At 41.9% G+C, this 17,449-nt stretch carries 14 protein-coding genes; 5 read left to right on the top strand and 9 right to left on the bottom strand.

Going from position 1 to position 17,449, the window contains the following annotated elements; genetic code table 11:
• Nucleotide 1: 1 nt before the first annotated feature.
• The 3 genes from Ami103574_RS08350 to Ami103574_RS08340 all read right to left on the bottom strand — a co-directional run bounded on the left by Ami103574_RS08350 (nt 2) and on the right by Ami103574_RS08340 (nt 2,923).
• Nucleotides 2-1,432 carry a dihydrolipoyl dehydrogenase family protein gene (locus Ami103574_RS08350; RefSeq protein WP_163066510.1) on the bottom strand — a complete coding sequence of 477 codons (1,431 nt, stop codon included), beginning with the start codon at nt 1,430-1,432 and terminating at the stop codon, nt 2-4.
• A 136-nt stretch (nt 1,433-1,568) separates the two neighbouring features.
• Complete coding sequence (locus Ami103574_RS08345; protein WP_246213113.1) at nt 1,569-2,519, bottom strand: DNA/RNA non-specific endonuclease; 951 nt, start codon at nt 2,517-2,519, stop codon at nt 1,569-1,571.
• Nucleotides 2,516-2,923, bottom strand: a complete 408-nt coding sequence (locus Ami103574_RS08340; RefSeq protein ID WP_163066509.1) for a ribonuclease Z — start codon at nt 2,921-2,923, stop codon at nt 2,516-2,518. The genes Ami103574_RS08345 and Ami103574_RS08340 overlap by 4 nt, the downstream gene beginning before the upstream one ends.
• A gap of 262 nt (nt 2,924-3,185) precedes the next feature.
• Between Ami103574_RS08340 and Ami103574_RS08335 the strand changes: the two genes are divergently transcribed.
• From Ami103574_RS08335 to Ami103574_RS08320, 4 genes are all read left to right on the top strand, one after another.
• On the top strand, nt 3,186-4,649 hold the full coding sequence (locus tag Ami103574_RS08335; protein WP_163066508.1) for an aminoacyl-histidine dipeptidase: 1,464 nt from the start codon (nt 3,186-3,188) through the stop codon (nt 4,647-4,649).
• Between the two features lie 81 nt (nt 4,650-4,730).
• Nucleotides 4,731-6,647 (top strand): OPT/YSL family transporter, encoded by a 1,917-nt coding sequence (locus Ami103574_RS08330; RefSeq protein ID WP_163066507.1) that lies wholly within the window; start codon nt 4,731-4,733, stop codon nt 6,645-6,647.
• Nucleotides 6,637-6,981 carry a PqqD family peptide modification chaperone gene (locus Ami103574_RS08325; RefSeq protein WP_163066506.1) on the top strand — a complete coding sequence of 115 codons (345 nt, stop codon included), beginning with the start codon at nt 6,637-6,639 and terminating at the stop codon, nt 6,979-6,981. The genes Ami103574_RS08330 and Ami103574_RS08325 overlap by 11 nt, the downstream gene beginning before the upstream one ends.
• Nucleotides 6,982-7,265: 284 nt before the next feature.
• Nucleotides 7,266-7,637, top strand: coding sequence for a hypothetical protein (locus tag Ami103574_RS08320; RefSeq protein ID WP_163066505.1), 372 nt, complete (start codon nt 7,266-7,268; stop codon nt 7,635-7,637).
• 175 nt (nt 7,638-7,812) lie between these two features.
• Here the strand turns inward: Ami103574_RS08320 and Ami103574_RS08315 are convergent, their stop codons facing one another.
• Nucleotides 7,813-9,084, bottom strand: a complete 1,272-nt coding sequence (locus Ami103574_RS08315) for a RidA family protein (RefSeq protein ID WP_163066503.1) — start codon at nt 9,082-9,084, stop codon at nt 7,813-7,815.
• Between the two features lie 220 nt (nt 9,085-9,304).
• Between Ami103574_RS08315 and Ami103574_RS08310 the strand changes: the two genes are divergently transcribed.
• Entirely contained in the window at nt 9,305-10,129 is an 825-nt protein-coding gene (locus Ami103574_RS08310; protein WP_163066502.1) for a MerR family transcriptional regulator, read from the top strand.
• A 121-nt stretch (nt 10,130-10,250) separates the two neighbouring features.
• Here the strand turns inward: Ami103574_RS08310 and Ami103574_RS08305 are convergent, their stop codons facing one another.
• The 5 genes from Ami103574_RS08305 to Ami103574_RS08285 all read right to left on the bottom strand — a co-directional run bounded on the left by Ami103574_RS08305 (nt 10,251) and on the right by Ami103574_RS08285 (nt 17,440).
• Nucleotides 10,251-10,475 (bottom strand): hypothetical protein, encoded by a 225-nt coding sequence (locus tag Ami103574_RS08305; RefSeq protein ID WP_163066500.1) that lies wholly within the window; start codon nt 10,473-10,475, stop codon nt 10,251-10,253.
• 112 nt (nt 10,476-10,587) lie between these two features.
• Complete coding sequence (locus Ami103574_RS08300; RefSeq protein ID WP_163066498.1) at nt 10,588-12,771, bottom strand: ATP-binding cassette domain-containing protein; 2,184 nt, start codon at nt 12,769-12,771, stop codon at nt 10,588-10,590.
• A gap of 17 nt (nt 12,772-12,788) precedes the next feature.
• The gene (locus Ami103574_RS08295; RefSeq protein WP_163066496.1) at nt 12,789-14,969 is read right to left on the bottom strand and encodes an NHLP family bacteriocin export ABC transporter peptidase/permease/ATPase subunit; all 2,181 of its coding nucleotides are present in this window, start codon (nt 14,967-14,969) and stop codon (nt 12,789-12,791) included.
• A 10-nt stretch (nt 14,970-14,979) separates the two neighbouring features.
• Nucleotides 14,980-15,462 (bottom strand): hypothetical protein, encoded by a 483-nt coding sequence (locus Ami103574_RS08290; protein WP_163066494.1) that lies wholly within the window; start codon nt 15,460-15,462, stop codon nt 14,980-14,982.
• 28 nt (nt 15,463-15,490) lie between these two features.
• On the bottom strand, nt 15,491-17,440 hold the full coding sequence (locus Ami103574_RS08285; RefSeq protein WP_163066492.1) for an ATP-binding SpoIIE family protein phosphatase: 1,950 nt from the start codon (nt 17,438-17,440) through the stop codon (nt 15,491-15,493).
• Between the last annotated feature and the right edge of the window lie 9 nt (nt 17,441-17,449).

Below are 17,449 nucleotides of genomic sequence, written 5' to 3'. Positions count from 1 at the left end.
CTCAGTCGAATTTTTCAAATACCCAAGCCGTCAATTCGTTCAGAGACGGGTGAATAACCATGGACTCACTGATAGGCTCATAGGTGCCCATTTGCGGACACTCATAGCCTTCGTTCATCAAATAGACGAATGGCTGCAACAACAGTGCCGCCTGCGGACCTACAATGTGAACCCCTAGAATCTTCTTGTTTTGTCCCACAATAATCTTGATGAAGCCATTGTCCCCATCCTGCTTGCGAAAGCCCATAGCAATGCCCCCCACCACTTCCGAGTAGTAGTTTTTTGCCGTCTTATAAGCAAGGCCGCTCTTCTGCGCCTCCCGTTCCGTCATACCCACATGTGCCACCTGCGGATGGGTAAAAATGGTCCAAGGCACTACATCATAAAAGGCTTCCCGCCGCTTTTCTTTGCCGGCTTTAAAGAGATTGTGGCTTAAAATCAAAGCCTCATAGTTGGCCTTGTGCCGGAATTGATACTTTCCGTTAAGATCTCCTAAAGCCCAGATGTTTTTCTGAGTAGTTTCCAAATATTCGTTGGTGGAAATCCAGCCCCGCCGATCTACTTCCACTCCAGTATGCTCCAAATCCAAGGTGTCGCCGTTGGACTGAACCCCAGCAGCTATCAGAATCTCCTGGCATAGAATCGTTTGACGTTCTCCAGTCACCCGATTGACAGCAGTAACATATTTCCCATACTTGTCTTTGGAGACAGAAGTCACATCAACATCCGTCAAAATCTCCACGCCGCTTTGAACAAACTGCTGGGTGACAAACTGGGCAATTTCTTCTTCTTCCTTGTTAAGGATGGTGGAAGCCCTGGCCAAAATAGTCACCTTGGTGCCAAAAGCGGAGAAAATGTGGGCAAATTCTGTGCTGATAGCCCCGCCGCCAATAATCACCAGACTTTCCCAAGGCTTGTCCGGGAACTTTTCGCCAAAAAAGGTTTCGGAAGTCAGATAACCGGTTGCTTCCAATCCCAGGATGTCGGGAACAAAGCTTCTGGCTCCTGCCGCCAAGATGAACTTTTCCCCGGAAATATGATCTTCCGGTCTGCCATCTTCATACCAAACTGCGAGGCTATCTGGTCCAGTGAATCGGCCAGCTCCTTTATATACGTGAAGATTCGACATGCTCAGCAGGTTCTTCTCAATTTTCTCATGAAAGTCAATTTGCTCCCACATATTTTTTGATATGGTGTCCCAATGGAGCTCCGGCTTGCCGACACCGATACCAATACGACCTGCCCGCTCCATGTCCCGGATAAAATCCGCCGGATAGACCAACATTTTCGACGGAATACAGCCTTTTGTCAGGCAGGTTCCGCCGATCTTTGACTTCTCCACCAAAGCGCACTTCAAGCCTTGCTTCAACGCTTCCTCTAAGACCATCAGGCCTGCTCCGCTTCCGATTACTACCATATCATACCGTGTCATGCAAGCACCTCCATTTTTTACGTTTCTATAATTAACATTGTTTGACTTTATCCTTATACTCTTTCCCCTTTTATATACCCCATTATACATGGTTCCAATAAGCTTTTCCAAGAAAAAAGACCAACTATTATTTCCCTTACCGCTTGGCCTTTCGATAACCTGCATCCAAGGCTTCCTCTTCGCTATGAAACACGACTAGATATTTGGATTCTTCCATCTCTCCATACGCGGACTGCCCCGGGCTATGATATACCTTAGACCGAGAATTGCCTCGTATTTCCGCCTCTTCTGCCTGACCTAAATAGTCAGAAGCATCACTGTCTTCAATCAACTTGCTGTAACCGCTGGCATAGTCAATTTGGATGCCCGGCTGCACATTGTAGGCATAGACGTAGAAACAGACTCCGTCTCCCCGGTCTTCTACAGAATAACCTTCCATAAGAACGCCGCTGGCCAGAAGATTATCTCCGTCATAGACAGGCGTTACTCGGTACAAGACGTGATTGCCTGTTTCCTTTATATAGTCTGCTACTAGATTTTCAAAGGGAAGCATACCCTTTACGTTTAAATATCGCGTCCCCGTTATCAGGTTTCGTTCGTTGGCATTTTCAGCGGTAAGCTGGTAACCAATCAGGTGGCAGCGGTTATATAAGTATTTTCCATCCACATTATCGTATTTCACGGTTTGCCAGCCAGTTGGCTTTACCTGCCCGATGCTCCCTCGCTTTTCGCTGGGCATCAACTCAGTTCCGATGTTAGCATAGGCCGTTCCACACCGACCCAAAGCATCCAGCGGGCTATACTGCTCAAAAGCTTGTCTGGACAACTCCTCCTCAGAAAAAGTAGGCTGATTATTGCCTATGGCAATATAAGCCTCCCCGCTGTAAGCTGGAATACTGTCTATTGCAACAATCGTCCCGGCCTCCCTGCTCGGTTCTGCCGCCTCCGCCGTTTTTTGCGCAGAATTTTCTGCAGCAATCCTCGCGAGTTCCTCTGATGCCAATTGTCCGACTTCCTGGCTGCAACCAGAAAAGAGCAGCACTGCTATGAGAAGCACTGCTGCCATTATAGGTCTTACCCTGTTCATTTCCTATAAACCTCCCTCGTTATTTTTTCATGGGAAGACCCCTTGAAGTCCTCTGTCTCCACCCTTTTCCAACTATCTAAGGAAAGGTCTAAGAAGACATCGGCCGGATACTCCCGATTCCATCTGTAAATAATCATTTTTTCTATTTTATCTTCATAATTCAGAAGACGTTGATTCTCTACAAAGCAATACTCTCCCTGCTTGGCCTTTAACAAAGATTCATCCTCCACTCGGATGTTTGGTGAATGAAAATCAGCAAACATCTTATAGGAATATTCACTCATATAAATCGGCCTATGTTTCACGATCTCTATAATATCCCTTTGCACTACAAAATCCTTACTCTGTCTTCTATTATTAAACATCAGACCATTATGATCATCTATGCACGTAATAACAATCATTTTTCCCCCTTATTGTCTTCTATATATTGGTGCTTTTCACAAATCAAAAACAGCTTTATTTGTCTATTACAACAAGCTTTAGTAAAGATAACATATTTAGCTTAAGTTTATCATTATTAGTGATAGAATAACAGTCTTTTCTGCCCTTATGGGACTAAAAAAATATATAAAAATCGTCCCTTTATTCGTCTTGATTTCTTGTTTTTTTATGGTAAACTCATAAGGTAATATTATGCAATTCTAATTTAAAAGGAGGTTTGTTATGGAAGACAGAGTGTTGGAAAACCAAGAGCCTATTGATGTGTTTTTCTATTTTGAAGAACTCAGCAAGATCCCCAGAGGTTCCGGCAACGAACAGGCAGTTAGTGATTATCTGGTCTCTTTTGCAAAGGCTCATGGTTTGGATGTCCTGCAGGATGCAGCACTAAATGTGCTGATCAAAAAACCGGGCAGCCCAGGCTATGAAAACAGACCCGGAGTAGTCATTCAAGGTCATATGGATATGGTCTGTGAAAAAGCCCCCGGTGTCCTCCACGATTTTTTAAACGATCCAATTGGTCTACAGGTGCGTGATGACATGTTATATGCCACAGGTACAACGCTGGGAGCCGATAATGGTATCGCGGTTGCCATGGGCTTGGCCCTGCTGGCGGCAGAAGACATTCCCCATCCCCCGTTGGAGCTGTTAGTTACTACTTGTGAAGAAACTGGCATGGACGGAGCTCACGCTCTAGACCCTAAAACCATCTCCGGTAGAACCCTAATTAACATCGACTCCGAAGAAGAAGGTATTCTAACGGTTAGCTGTGCTGGAGGATGCTCCGCTCGGATTAGCCTTCCCGTGTCTTGGGAGAAACCTGATATGGAGATGGCCTTTCTAACCTTGACTGTTGAAGGTCTTAAGGGAGGACATTCTGGAATTGAGATTCACAAAGGCAGAGCCAATGCAAATAAGCTGCTTGCCCGCGTGCTGAACCATTTGAGCACAGAGATTAATTTTGTTTTATGCTCTATAGACGGCGGTTCCAAGCACAATGCAATAGCCCGTGACGCTCGCTCTGTCATCGGAATCCGTAAGGAAGATGACGCTTTGCTGCGCAAGCAATTAAAGGAACTAGAGATCGTCCTGCAAGATGAATTCAAAACAGTAGACCCAGATCTCTGCATTCGTTTAACTCCACCAGAGAATCAGCCAAAACATGTTTTTATAGCTGCCAGTGCCCATCAAATCATCCAATTTCTGTATCTGATTCCGAATGGAGTTCAGACCATGAGCATGGATATTGAAGGCCTAGTAGAGAGTTCTTTGAATCTAGGGGTTATTCAGACAAAACAGGATTCAGTGGAAATCATCAGCGCAATTCGAAGCTCTGTGGGCAGTATTAAGGCAAATATTTTCCATACAATTGTTTCCCTTGCAAATCTTACTAACGGTCAGGTGATTGAAGAATCTTCTTATCCTGAATGGCGGTACAATCCTGAATCGAAAATCCGCACGGTATTTGCTGATACATATGAAAAGATGTTTGGTAAAAAGCCGGTGATGGATGCTATCCATGCTGGTCTGGAGTGTGCCTTGTTTGATGAAATGTTTGCCGGCCAAATGGATATGATTTCAATCGGGCCGACGATGGTAGGGGTTCACACAGCAGAAGAACATTTGAGCATCCCTTCTACCAAGCGAACATGGGAATTCTTGAAAGAAGTACTTAAAGCCATGAACTAATGAAAAACAACTGAATTTTTAAATGTTAACTGAATTAAAAACAAAATTTACTCCTAGTAATTATTGAAAGGCGAGTATTTTATGAACAAAAAACTGTCCAAAGAAGCGTATGGCGGCGTATCCGGAAAGGATTATGTGCCATATATCACGAACGGCTCCAAACTTGGAGGAAATGTTACCGTTTTAATCATTGGTATTTTGTTAGCCGCACTGTTTTCAGCCTCAACCGCTTACTCGGGGATGAAGGCCGGTCTTACGGTAGCCGCAGGTATCCCTGGATCCATCTTAGGATCTGTATTTGTTACTATTTTTGCTAAGAGCAAAGGTATTTTAGGCAAAAACCTGATGCAGGGTATGTCCAGTGGTGGTGAATCCATCGCCAGCGGCATGATTTTTGTTATGCCTGCCATCCTATTAATCGGTGCACATGTTTCGGCTCTCGAAGGTTTTATCATTGGTGTAGGCGGCGCCCTGTTCGGCCTGGGTGCCACTTCTTTGATTTATAATTACCTAATTGTTGAAGAGCACGGCAATTTGATGTATCCAGAATCCATGGCTATTTCGGAAACCCTGGTAGCGTCTGAAGGTGCTAAAGATTCCATTCGCTTCATGGGAATAGGCTTTGTTATTGGTGGTCTATTGACGGTTGTGACCAGCTCCTTCCTAAATGTGACCAACAACGTCATCAGTTTTGTAAATGAATCTTTCTACAAATGGCGTTTCCAGCTGGAAGTAAACCCCTTGCTGCTGGGTATCGGCTTTATTGTTGGTCTGCCAGTGGCCTTAACGATGTTTTCTAGTTCCATCCTGTCCAACTTTGTTATTACGCCTCTAATTGGCTATTTTGCCACCTTGGGCGCAAGCACTGCTCCAGTGTGGAACAATCCATCGGTTACCATCGGTACGATGCAGGTAGGCGATATTGCGGGCAGTTACGTTAAATACATTGGTGCGGGCATCATGCTTTCTGGAGGCCTGATTGGCGCAATTCGTTTGATTCCTACTGTTGTATCCTCCATCAAAGAGACCATGAACGCTAAAGCTACAGGAAAGGGCAGCGGCACTCAGCAGACCGTTATCCTGCTAGGTGGTATGATTGTCGGCTTTGTCGGCGGCTTTATCATCTCCGGCGGCAACACGATTATGGCTATTCTGACCACCATTTTATCCCTGATTCTATCCATGCTGTTCACCATTGTTGCCGGCCGTCTGACCGGTACTATCGGTACCTCCAACTTACCAGTCTCTGGCATGACAATTGCTTCCATCGTAATTGTTACGCTGCTGTTTGTCAGCATGGGTTGGACCAGCCAGGCAGATAACCGAACCCTTCTGCTATTCGGTACATTTATCGTTACAGCGATTGCTACAGCCGGCGGTTATTGCCAGTCTCAGAAGGTTACCTTCATCATCGGTGGTGATAAGAATGAAATGCAGAAATACTACGCTATCGCTTCTATTGTTGGTGTAGCAGTAGTTACTGGCGTAATCTTGTTACTTGCTGATCAGCTGTCCATGACCGGCGACAACGTGCCGTTTGCCCTTCCTCAGGCCAATTTAATGGCAACACTGACCTCTGGTATTATGTCCGGCGAGCTGCCTTGGGTGATGATTATTGCTGGCGTGTGTCTCGGCATTGTCTTCTTCCTGCTAAATCTGCCGGTTATGACGGTGGCTATCGGATTTTATCTTCCAATTTCTACCACATCCATCATTCTGGTAGGTGCTCTGCTTCGTGTGTTTGTTGAAAAGACTTCTAAAAACGACGAAGAGAAGGATTACAGACTTTCCAACGGCGTAAGCCTGTCCTCTGGTCTGGTTGCTGGCGGCTCTATCATTGGCCTGATCGGCATTATCCTCCAGGTAACTGGCGTAGTTGGCTCAGCTTCTCCAGCTGGATTTGCCAGCTCCAACGGTATGGCGGCACTCTTATTAGTTATATTGTTGGTTGCTACCGCTATTCCTCTGCTAAATGGTAAATCCAAGCATGTCAGCTAAGCCAGCCAATTTGCTCGATGTGGTCTTTCGAGTTTGCCATCAAGTTCGATATGAAGTCAGTGATGAAGGCATCGTAACGATTCTGATTCAGCAGAATCACCCCATTCAATGCTTCTTCCGAAAGCTGCGAGTCAAAATCCCAGAATATCGGCGGATTAAGCTGGATGACTTCGGAAGCTATGCTTTTTTGCAAATTGACGGCTATAAAACAGTACGAGAAATTGGCGAAGCCCTTGAAGCAAAGTTTGGCGATAAAGTTCAGCCGCTCTATGAAAGACTGTCCTTATTCCTGACTCATATTCAAGACCAATGCCATTACATTGAAACTGTATAAACATAAACAATAATAACGAGCAATAATAAACTGCCCCTTGGTGCAGGATAAACTACATCAGGGGGCGTCTCTATATTTTAAGTCTTTGTTTTAAAAGGTAAAATGTTCTTTTTCTAGATTCTTTTCCTATCCATTCTGTGTGCCAACTCCACTCACAAATCATAACACCTCCAATTAATCTATTATTTGAAATTTTAATAATTTACTTTATGCAGAAATATCGTGTATTTTGAAGGAATTTATAGTACAATACATATAGAAATTTATAAAAGGAGTATACAATAATGGACATGACAAAATGGATTATACTTTTAGTAGTCTTAATCTTAGCCCTTGTAGGACTTATATTCTACGCACGCCTCAGAAAAAAAAGATTGTATCAAATGTTTGAACAGGTTTTTGAATCTGCCAAACAAGTACCAAAACAAAAGAGACACCGCTTTCTCCTTTTTATGTTCAAAGAGAGTATTCTTTCTGTAAAAAATAAGAAAGTTAATCTGGAAAGCCGAATGAATAACCCTAAGCTTGTAGAAACACAGCTGATACAAATGGGGAGCATTCTAAAAGATCCGTCAAAAGTAACTGATAAAAATATGAAGCGAGCACTTCAAATGTATGATGCCTACCTTCAATGGGAAAAGTCAAAGTTTAAATAATAAAATATCTCATAAAAATTTAATACTTCATGTATTTTACCCATGCCTTTTAGGCTGCCACTATTCACTTGGCAGCTTTTTTATTATGTAGGAAATATCGCTTGCAATATTGACGGAATACCAAAAAAGCTGCTTCAATTTTCACTTGAAACAGCTTTTTATTCTAACTATATAATTATACGATTGGTGGTGTTCCTTCAGCGTTTGCTACAACTGCATCAATTTGGATTAAAGCGTCTTTAAGCAAAGCAGATACGCCTACTATTCTTCTTGCCGGAATCCCTCCTGGGAAGAAAGTTTTATAAACTTCGTCCACAGCATCCATATCTGCAAGATCTTTCAGGAAGATATTTACTTTAACTACATCATCCATCGCGTGATCAATACTCTCTACAATCGCCTTGATATTTTTCAAGCACTGTTCAGCCTGTTCTTTTACTCCGCCAGCTACCAGTTCGCCTGTTTTTGAATCTAAAGGTAATTGTGCAGAAAGGTGATTATAATGAGAAAATGCTACAGTCTGTGTAGATAACATGCTTGTTGGTGCATTTTCGGTATTATTTGCTTCTATGATGAGGCCATGTCTGTCTTCAATCGCTTGTGGCGGTGTGCCATCTCCATGTGATACCACTGCTTCAATCTGCACCAAGGCATCCAGTGGTAAAGCTGAAGCTGCAACCGTTGTCCGTGCAGGTACATAACCTACAGCTCTGGCAATTCCTGAATCTGGGAAAAAGGTTGTATAAACTTCGTTTACAGCATCCGCATCCGCAAGATTCTTCAAGAAAATATTAATTTTAACAATATCGTCAAATGGAACATCAATACTTTCTAAAATTGCCTTAACATTCTTTAAACACTGTCCTGCTTGCTCTTTTACTCCGCCAACTACCAATCTTCCTGTTTTCGGATCAATCGGCAACTGTGCAGAAATATTATTATAATGAGAAAAAGACACGGTTTGTGTAGATAAAGTGCTGGTTGGTGCGTTTGTAGTGTTGTTGGTAAGCTTTATAAGATCCCCTGCTTGTGGTGCGTTTGGAATGGTACCTTCTCCATTTGAAAGAAGGGCTTCAATCTGCACTAGCGCATCCATAGGTAGAGCGTTAACGGCAACCGTCGTCCGAGTAGGAACATAGGTTGGGAAAAAGGTCTTATAAACTTCGTCTACAGTGTCCACATCTTTAATATTCTTAACGAATACAGTGATTCTAACAACATCGCTCATAACATGGTGGATGCTGTCTACAATCGCCTTGATATTTTTCAAGCACTGCTCCGCCTGTTCTCTTACACCACCAGCTACCAATTTACCAGATTTGGGATCAATAGGTAATTGAGCTGAAAGATTATTGTAATGAGAGAAAGCTACAGTTTGTGAATATGGGCCGATACCGGTTGGAGCATTTTCCGTATTTCTTGCTAATACTGCGTTAAAGTCGCTCATGATAATATTCTCCTTTGTTCTATTGACTGAATCTTAAAATTTATTTAAGTGAATCATAAACCTTTGACTAACTCCAAGGTCAATAGATATTTTTACGATTGTCAAAATAAATTTTGATCCAGCTGAAATAATGCCCTTAAGTATTGCCGATACAGGCTTCCTACTGTATAATAGCCCTTAACTCCTATACGATTTTAAAAAGAAATGAAGGAAGATTTTTATGAAGGATAAGTTTTTAATTGGCGAGCTATCAAAGCTTTTTAATATTAGCACCGATACCTTGAGGTATTATGACAAAATCAATCTGCTTAAACCGGAGTATGACGAAAAAAATGACTATCGTTATTACAGCATCCGAAACTTCTTCAAGTTAAGCCGCATTCTTTTCTTAAAAAATCTTGATATTTCATTAGGTGAGATAAAAAAATATATGGGGAATAAAAATACAAACAATTTACTCTGCCTGCTGAAAAAGAAGGAAGAAGAAATTGATATAAAGATGAACAAGCTGGTAAATCTCAAAAATAAAATCCAGACAAAACTGGAGCTTTTTGAAAATATTGAAGGCCAACTAAATCAAATCACAATAAAAAAAATTCCTCAACGAGTCGGAGCATTTATCGATATGAACGATGTTGAAAGTGATTATGAAATTAAGCAGACACTGAAACAAAATGAAAAATACTTAAAAATCAGTTCTTGGCTTAGTGAAGGACAAATCTATACCTCCTTATCAAAGGAAAACATGGACAAGGGTATTTTAAATAAATTCCGATATTTTATTGAAATTGTGCCCATTGATGCCGAATTTTCTAAGCAATTGACAATAATGCCGGAAAATGAATATGTTTGTATGGCATTTTTAGGCCCCTATCGGGATATGGGAAAACATTATCAACTGCTGATACGATGGATTGAAGAAAATGGATATCAAATTGCAGGCGACTCCATTGAAAAAAACATTGTGGATTACGATTTTTCAGACTCAGAAAATGAATACATATCTGAAATTCAAATTCCCATAAGAAAAAGACTTATGGGGTAAGACTCTGAATAAAAACTAAAATGCACGTTTTCATATGTTTGAAAACGTGCATTTTTAATAGTTTTAGGTATGAAATCAATCATTTGCCTTTAATCGTACAAAAATTTCTTAGCTCTTTTTCTTACTGATACAAATCCTTTTGAGCTGCAGCTCGCGTTGAAGTCCCGCCACTTACTGCCTCTAAAAGCTCATCCGGCAATTCACCAGCAATCTCTTGGGCAACCTGCACCTCTAGGCTAATGCCAAGTTCTTGAGCAAAGGATATAACGTCTTCCGCTGTTTTGAAGGTGTTCAGCAGCTTTTTTTGATCTGCATCTAATTTTTCATAAAATTCTTTTCTTGTCATAGGCTCTACTCCTTATTCATTTTTATCAACACGTTAACAATCCATACGTCTTCTTCTCTTGAATTTATTATAGCAGGAAAGACTGTAACTTGCACGTTTTTTACCTCGATTTTTAGTTTTTTATTCGCTGCCTCTCTGCTAAAGCTGCAAAAATGCCCTCTTTTTTAATCAGTTCCTCATAGGAACCGTCTTCGGCAATGACACCATTCTCTAAAACTAAAATGCGGTCACAGTCTTGAATGGTAGAAAGTCTATGTGCGATGACAATTCTTGTACATTTTAGCTTTGCCAGGGAGTCGGATACCGTCTTCTGTGTCACATTGTCTAATGCGCTGGTGGCTTCATCAAACAACAAAATTCTTGGCTTTGACGCGATTGCTCTGGCAATGATAAGTCTTTGACGCTGACCGCCAGAAATTCCGCCGCTGCCTTCTGAAATTAAAGTGTACATACCCATAGGCATCGCTTTAATGTCCCCTGCTATGCCTGCCAGCTCTGCCGCTTGCCACGCCTCTTCGATCGTAAGTCCTGGAGCGGATATAGCAATATTGGAAAAAATGTCTCCTTGAAATAGCTTGCCATCCTGTAATACAACGCCCATTTTTTGTCGTAAGGATTTAAGATTCAAAGAGGAAAGATCTTTTCCATCGTAATAAACAGCTCCTCGATCAGGTGTCTCAAGTCCCAGCAAAAGTCTAAACAGCGTAGACTTCCCGCAGCCCGTTTTCCCCACGACAGCTATATACTGCCCTGGACGAATTTTTGTAGACACATTGTTCAATATGAAGGGCATATTTTCCTGATAGCGAAAACAAACGTTATTCAATTCAATTGCTCCCGTAAGTCTTGTACATGTTTTTTTCTCCAAAGAGACCTCTGGCACCGTTTTCAAAATTGGATTTATCATATCCATCATGGACGGAACATCTGCAAAACTCCAGGCCGCCTCTGATAAAGAAAAGAAAGCAGCGCTTACCAAACTGTATGCAGCATAAAATGTCATATATGCTGCTGGATCCATTTGATTCTTCACCGATAAGCAATAAAGAACCGCCAAGCCAATTAAGCTGATCGCCACCGAAAATACTGTATGTAATTTGAGAAACAATGGTGGATTGTACCTCAATCGGGCAACTTCTTTGTACGTATGTGCCCATTTAGAAATCGCCCGTTTTTCTGCCCCAGCCAGCTTGAGCTTTTGTACGCCTGAAATCAGGGAAAATTCCAATCCACGCTGTTTAGCCGCAAGGGGCATATATTTTTTTTGCAGATTCATCTTTAAAAGCATCACAATTATCGTAAATAAAAGTTGAGACAGTAGAATAAAAATAGTAGGTAACACTAAAAAAGGAAAAAGCCTGAAAATCTGCACCACATATACAAGCGAAAATATAGCAGAAAAAACAGCACTGAGGAAAAAATGACTCAAACGCTCACATAATTTCTGTGTGACGTTTAGCCTCTCCGACAATTCTCCGGCACTGTACCGTTTAAAAAAATCTGCCGGTAAGGAAAGTATTCGCATCATAACAGCTGATTCAGCGGTTATCTTCAGCTTAATCAACACTCTGCTTTTTATAATCTCTCTGACGGTATCAATTACCGCAGACCCTAAAATTGTACAGCACAGTATCACAAAAATCGGGCCCATCATCCCTACTTTTCCGCTTGGAATAATTTGCTTAAAGATCAAATTATTCACCAGCGGAAGAAGCAGCCCCAACAGCATCACCAATAGCGTTGCCGCACCAATGATGACGATGTCGGTAGGAGAAATGCTTTTCATTAAAAAAGAGAAAAACTCTTTCGTACTTACTTCTTTTGGCGGAAGAGGCTGATAAAAACAGATGGCCTGTTTTTGAATCTGTGCTGCCATACCCGCAGTAACGTTCACTAATTTTCCGCTTTTGCTATCCCTGACCATATACCCGCCGGTTCGCTTTGCTATGAATGCCATCGGTTCACCGAGATGATTCTTTCCCAGCATAGGTAAGATGCCATCTTGATACCAAGTTTCTTCCAAGACAACTTCCCGGTAAATAATGCCCGAAGGCTCTAAATAATAGGAAAGCTGTTCTTGTATGTCTCTAAATTTTTGCTCTGTTTCCATCTCTTTAATATGGTAATATTTCAGAATTTGACGGATAGCATCTTTATTTTTTTCCAATTGATTCTTTTCAACATCATAAAATCCAGCCTGTCCCGTTACAGCCGACGATAGTTCTGCAAAAGCCTCTGAAAAACGGTTATCATCCTTTTTTATACGTTCTCTAATTTGTTCGTCAAACCACCCCATAACCGTTCCTCACCTCCTCATTCACTGGCTACCAAACTTCTATAATATGTATTGTTTTGATAGAGCACTTCATGGGTTCCCTGGCCAACAATCTTTCCTTTATCCATGACGATAATTTCATCACAGTTGCGAACAGCAGATAACCTATGGGCAATCATGATGCAAGTGATTCCCCGGTTCTGAATAGCCTGGACCACCTCATATTCCGTCTGGGCATCCAGTGCACTGGTGGCTTCATCCATAATCAGCAGCGTAGGATCTCCAGCCAATACCCTAGCGATTTCCATCCTCTGGCGTTCCCCTCCCGAAAGGTTTTTACCACCCTCCAAAAGCTTTGCTCTATAGCCCCCTTCCCGCTTCATAATGTCTTCATGAAGCTGCGCATCACGGGCTGCTAAAATCATTTCATAATCTTCAATGGAATTGTCCCACATTTTAATATTTGCCGCAACCGTATCTTCAAACAAGATGATATCCTGATCCACCACTGCCACCGAACCGGTGAAGACTTCCCGCGGAATGTCCTCCACCCTTCTTTCATCAAATAAAATCTCTCCTTGCCACGGCCGATAAAGGCCGGCTATCAGCTTAGCCAGAGTGGATTTTCCACAGCCTGAAGTACCAACAACAGCTACACTTTTTCCGGTTTCCAATAAAAGACTGAAATCACGAATCAGGGGTTCTTCCAGTTTAGAGTAGCCAAAGGTTAAATCGTTTATCATAATCCGGCCCGAAAGCTTTTGATAGGAAATTTGCTGCTGTATGTCTTCCTTTTCATAGATAACATCAGCTGGGTATTGTTGAACATCCTCAATTCGTTCCACATCTGTTCGCATTTCCTGAAGGCTCTGCCCTGCTTCAACCAACCGTTTAGCCGGAGCACTAAACACTGCGATCAATCCTTGAAAGGCCAGTATCATACCGATGGTCATCTCTCCCTTGATAACCAAAAAGGCTCCTAAAAACAAAATCAGTGCATTCATTACGGACAAAATAATGCCGGGTAAAGCCCCCAGATACTGATTTAACTCCAGGAAACGCACATCTGCCCTATTAACAGCTCCACGGCACCCTGACCAACGCCGAAAAAAACTATGTTCTGCTCCACTGGCTTTGATGGTCTCTATCATTTCAATCCCAGAAAGAGTTATGCTGGCCAGTTTCCCTTTATCTCGCTGCTGCGCTCTTGTCACATTGACACGTCTCTCCGAAATGGCTCTCGCAAAAAGTAAATGAAGGCCCATGGACGTAACGGTCACACAAGTTAAAATGACACTGTATTTAAGCATAACAGCAAAGTAAATTAGCAGCACACCAAAGTCCAAAATTAGCGGAGCCATTTGATCCATTAAAATGGAGGCCGTTCTTTCGTTTGAAGACGCACGTTCCTGAATATCACCTGCCATACGTTGCGAAAAGAATTCCATTGGCAGGCAGAATACATGCCATAAAAAAGCCGCATTAGCTGTAACTGCAATCTTTCCTTCAATTTTCAAACTATAGATAGCACGAATAGTGGATACAGTTAACTGAATAGCTGCAAGTGCTAAAAACCCTACGAGAAAGAAGTCAAGCCAGTCGGGATTTTTTCCGGTCAGCAGCCGATCTATTAAGATTCTTGAAAATCCAGGAAAAAGAATACCAGTTAAGGCTCCAATTACAGCAGTCAGCAATAGGAATGCAAAGGCATCTTTTGCCCCACCTAAACGCTCTTTCACAAAAGGTAAAATAGAATGGGGCTGCCCTTCTTTCTGAAAATCCGCTGTGGGTTCAAACTGCAAACAAATTCCCGTAAAACATTTATCGAAAGTCTGCATGTCAACCTTTATTTCTCCCTGTGCCGGATCGTTTAAATAAGCATATCCGCCCTTAAATCCGCACAAGACAACAAAGTGATTTAAGTTCCAATGGATGATACAAGGGAACTTCCCAACATGTTGCAGCTCCTCTGGCTCATAGCGATAACCTTTAGCCGAAAGAGAATAATTTCTTGCTGCCTTTAGCATATTCAAGGCTTTCGAGCCGTCGCGAGAAACCCCACAATCCTTTCTCACCTGTTCCAAAGATATCCATTTCCCATAATACCCTAATATCATCGCCAGGCAGACCGCACCGCATTCTACGGTTTCCATCTGCATAATCATCGGTACTTTTACAGTCCCTGTTTCAGCTTTTAACTTGTATTTGGCTGCAAACATATATACTCCTTCAATTCAGCAAAAAAGAAATAGGTTGGACTGTTTCTGTTGTGAGTGACACTTCATGAAGCCCATCTTCCATATTTTTTGAAGAAAGTTGAACTTCTACATTCCAGTCTGCTACTGCCAATCTATCAGTTATATAATCCGAGTTATACTTCTGAGACACTTCTTTTTGTGAAAGAGGCATTTCAGAAACAGAAATCAAACAACCTTCTATTCCGTCAATTAAAACCGACACATTTTCGGTCAATTCATCTGCCTGTGTGGGGGAAAGATAGCAGACAACCTGCCCGCTCTCTGCATATCCCATAGATGTAATGGTAGTCGGGAGCTTTCCTAAAAAAAGCCAAACGATAACAGCCGTCAGCATGATCAAAATAAAACACAAAATCAACCAAGTTCTGGGTGCTGCGATTCTAATATATTGATTAAATTCGTCGGGTGAAGATATGTTTTTCAGACTTTTTTCTCTGAAAATTGGCTTAGACATTTATTTTTCTCCTTATCCATCCTGCAACTTATCTTTTTTTCTTAACGGTCAGCCTGTTTTTCCCTTCAGAATAGCTATATTCTACGGTATCCATACTCTTCTTGACAATCAAAATACCCAATCCACCTATTTTTCGTTCTTCGGCTGGGGCTGTAATATCCGGTTCTTCGGCATCCAATGGATTATAAGCTTTTCCGTTATCTTCAAAAGAAATACAAACTTCTTCTTCATTGACCAGACAACGAATGACTGCTGAATCTGCACCGCTGTACTGCACAATATTAGAAAAAATTTCATCTACAGCCACTAAAACTCGGCGAAGAACCCCAGTGGGGCAAGCATTTTTTTCAAGAATTTGCTCGATAAAGTCAGATACTTCTGCTATTTGATTAGCAGACGCCTTTACCTCTAACATATCAGGCAGGACATCCATGCGAAGGGCCAGCATAGTAATGTCATCCGACTGCTCTGTTCCCACCATGAACAGCTCTAACTCCTCTTGAAGACGATGTAAAATATTTTCCAGACTGTTGCTATCTGTCGTCTGGATATAAGATTTTAATCGTTCTTCTCCAAACAATTTAGAATCCTTATTGCAAGCTTCTGTCACACCATCTGTATAAAGAAAGAGGATTTCTCCCCTTTTCATAAAAATTTCATTTTGATAATAAACAATATTTTCTCTCATGCCCAGCATGATGCTTCGTTTATAGGTCTTATAATCCAGGTATGTACAAGCTTGTCCTGCTGTTTTCAACAAAGGCGGGTTGTGTCCGGCATTAGCAAAACAAAGTCTGCCGCTATCAATTTGTAATATGCCAATCCAAGCGGTTACAAACATTTCCGCTTCATTATTCTCACAAAGATGATTGTTGGCCTCGAATAGTACGTCTTCTGGTTGTTTACCGGTCAGGGCCAGATTTTTAAGAAGGGTTCGCGCGGTCATCATAAAAAGCGCAGCAGGAACTCCCTTGCCGGACACATCGGCTATAACAATAGCCAGATGGTTTTCATCCACAAAAAAGAAATCATAGAAATCTCCGCCCACTTCCTTGGCCGGCTCCATCAGAGCATAAACATTAAATTCCGTTCTCTCTGGAAAGGCCGGAAACGTACGGGGCAGGACTGATACTTGAATATTCTTTGCCACGTCCAGCTCTGCCTTGCTTTTGGCCGCTTGCGCCGAAAGTGTCATACCTCGAAAGATAGACCAGTACATCAACATATACGCCGAAATCAGACAAGCAAATACCACTACATAAATCGTGGTGTCCATCCAATTGATCGAAGCCGGACCTATGCCAAAGGTGCTTAGAGTAGAAATCAAAAGGGCAAAAAGAATACTCGAACACACAGGTATTCTTATAAAACTGTCGATTCTGCCATCAGCGCTTTCTATCATTCTTTTTAATCGATGGCAGCATACCCGTCGATACACCATAAAGGCGCAAAGCATACATAAAGAAAAAATTAGACAGGAAACCCAAAGTTCAGGATAATCTTTCATGTTGCTCTCACCGTTATCTCTATAGAAAGGCAACAGAATCAACTGGCTGATATACGAGGAAATAATCGCAGCAACCAGCCCGGCTAAAACAGCAGTAAAAATTTTTGCCGATTTTTGCTGAGGGTAAATCCATACCCCTCCCCAAAAGGATAAAATAGTAGGCAAAAGCATGGTAATCGAATTAAAAAGGACATAGACAGCCGTCATCATTAATCGTGAAGCAGAAGTAGTCATCCAGAATTCGGGCATGGTTGTGGCAATATGTAAATCCAGAGCATTCATGCCCATTGTAGAAAAGAACAACGCAAATTGCATAACACCTATTACGATACACCATTTTAAAAAGCGTCTTTTCTTATCTGCCTTCCCACCTAAGGTAATCTCCAAAATTGATATGCAAAAACAGCTGACCAAAACTAATTCGGAAGCATCACGAGCAATCCTAGCCCAATCTAATATGTCTACTATCATCCTCTACAC

This window comes from Aminipila butyrica (assembly GCF_010669305.1).
GTDB lineage: Bacteria > Bacillota > Clostridia > Peptostreptococcales > Anaerovoracaceae > Aminipila > Aminipila butyrica.
This window is presented reverse-complemented; position numbering and strand designations above follow the sequence as displayed.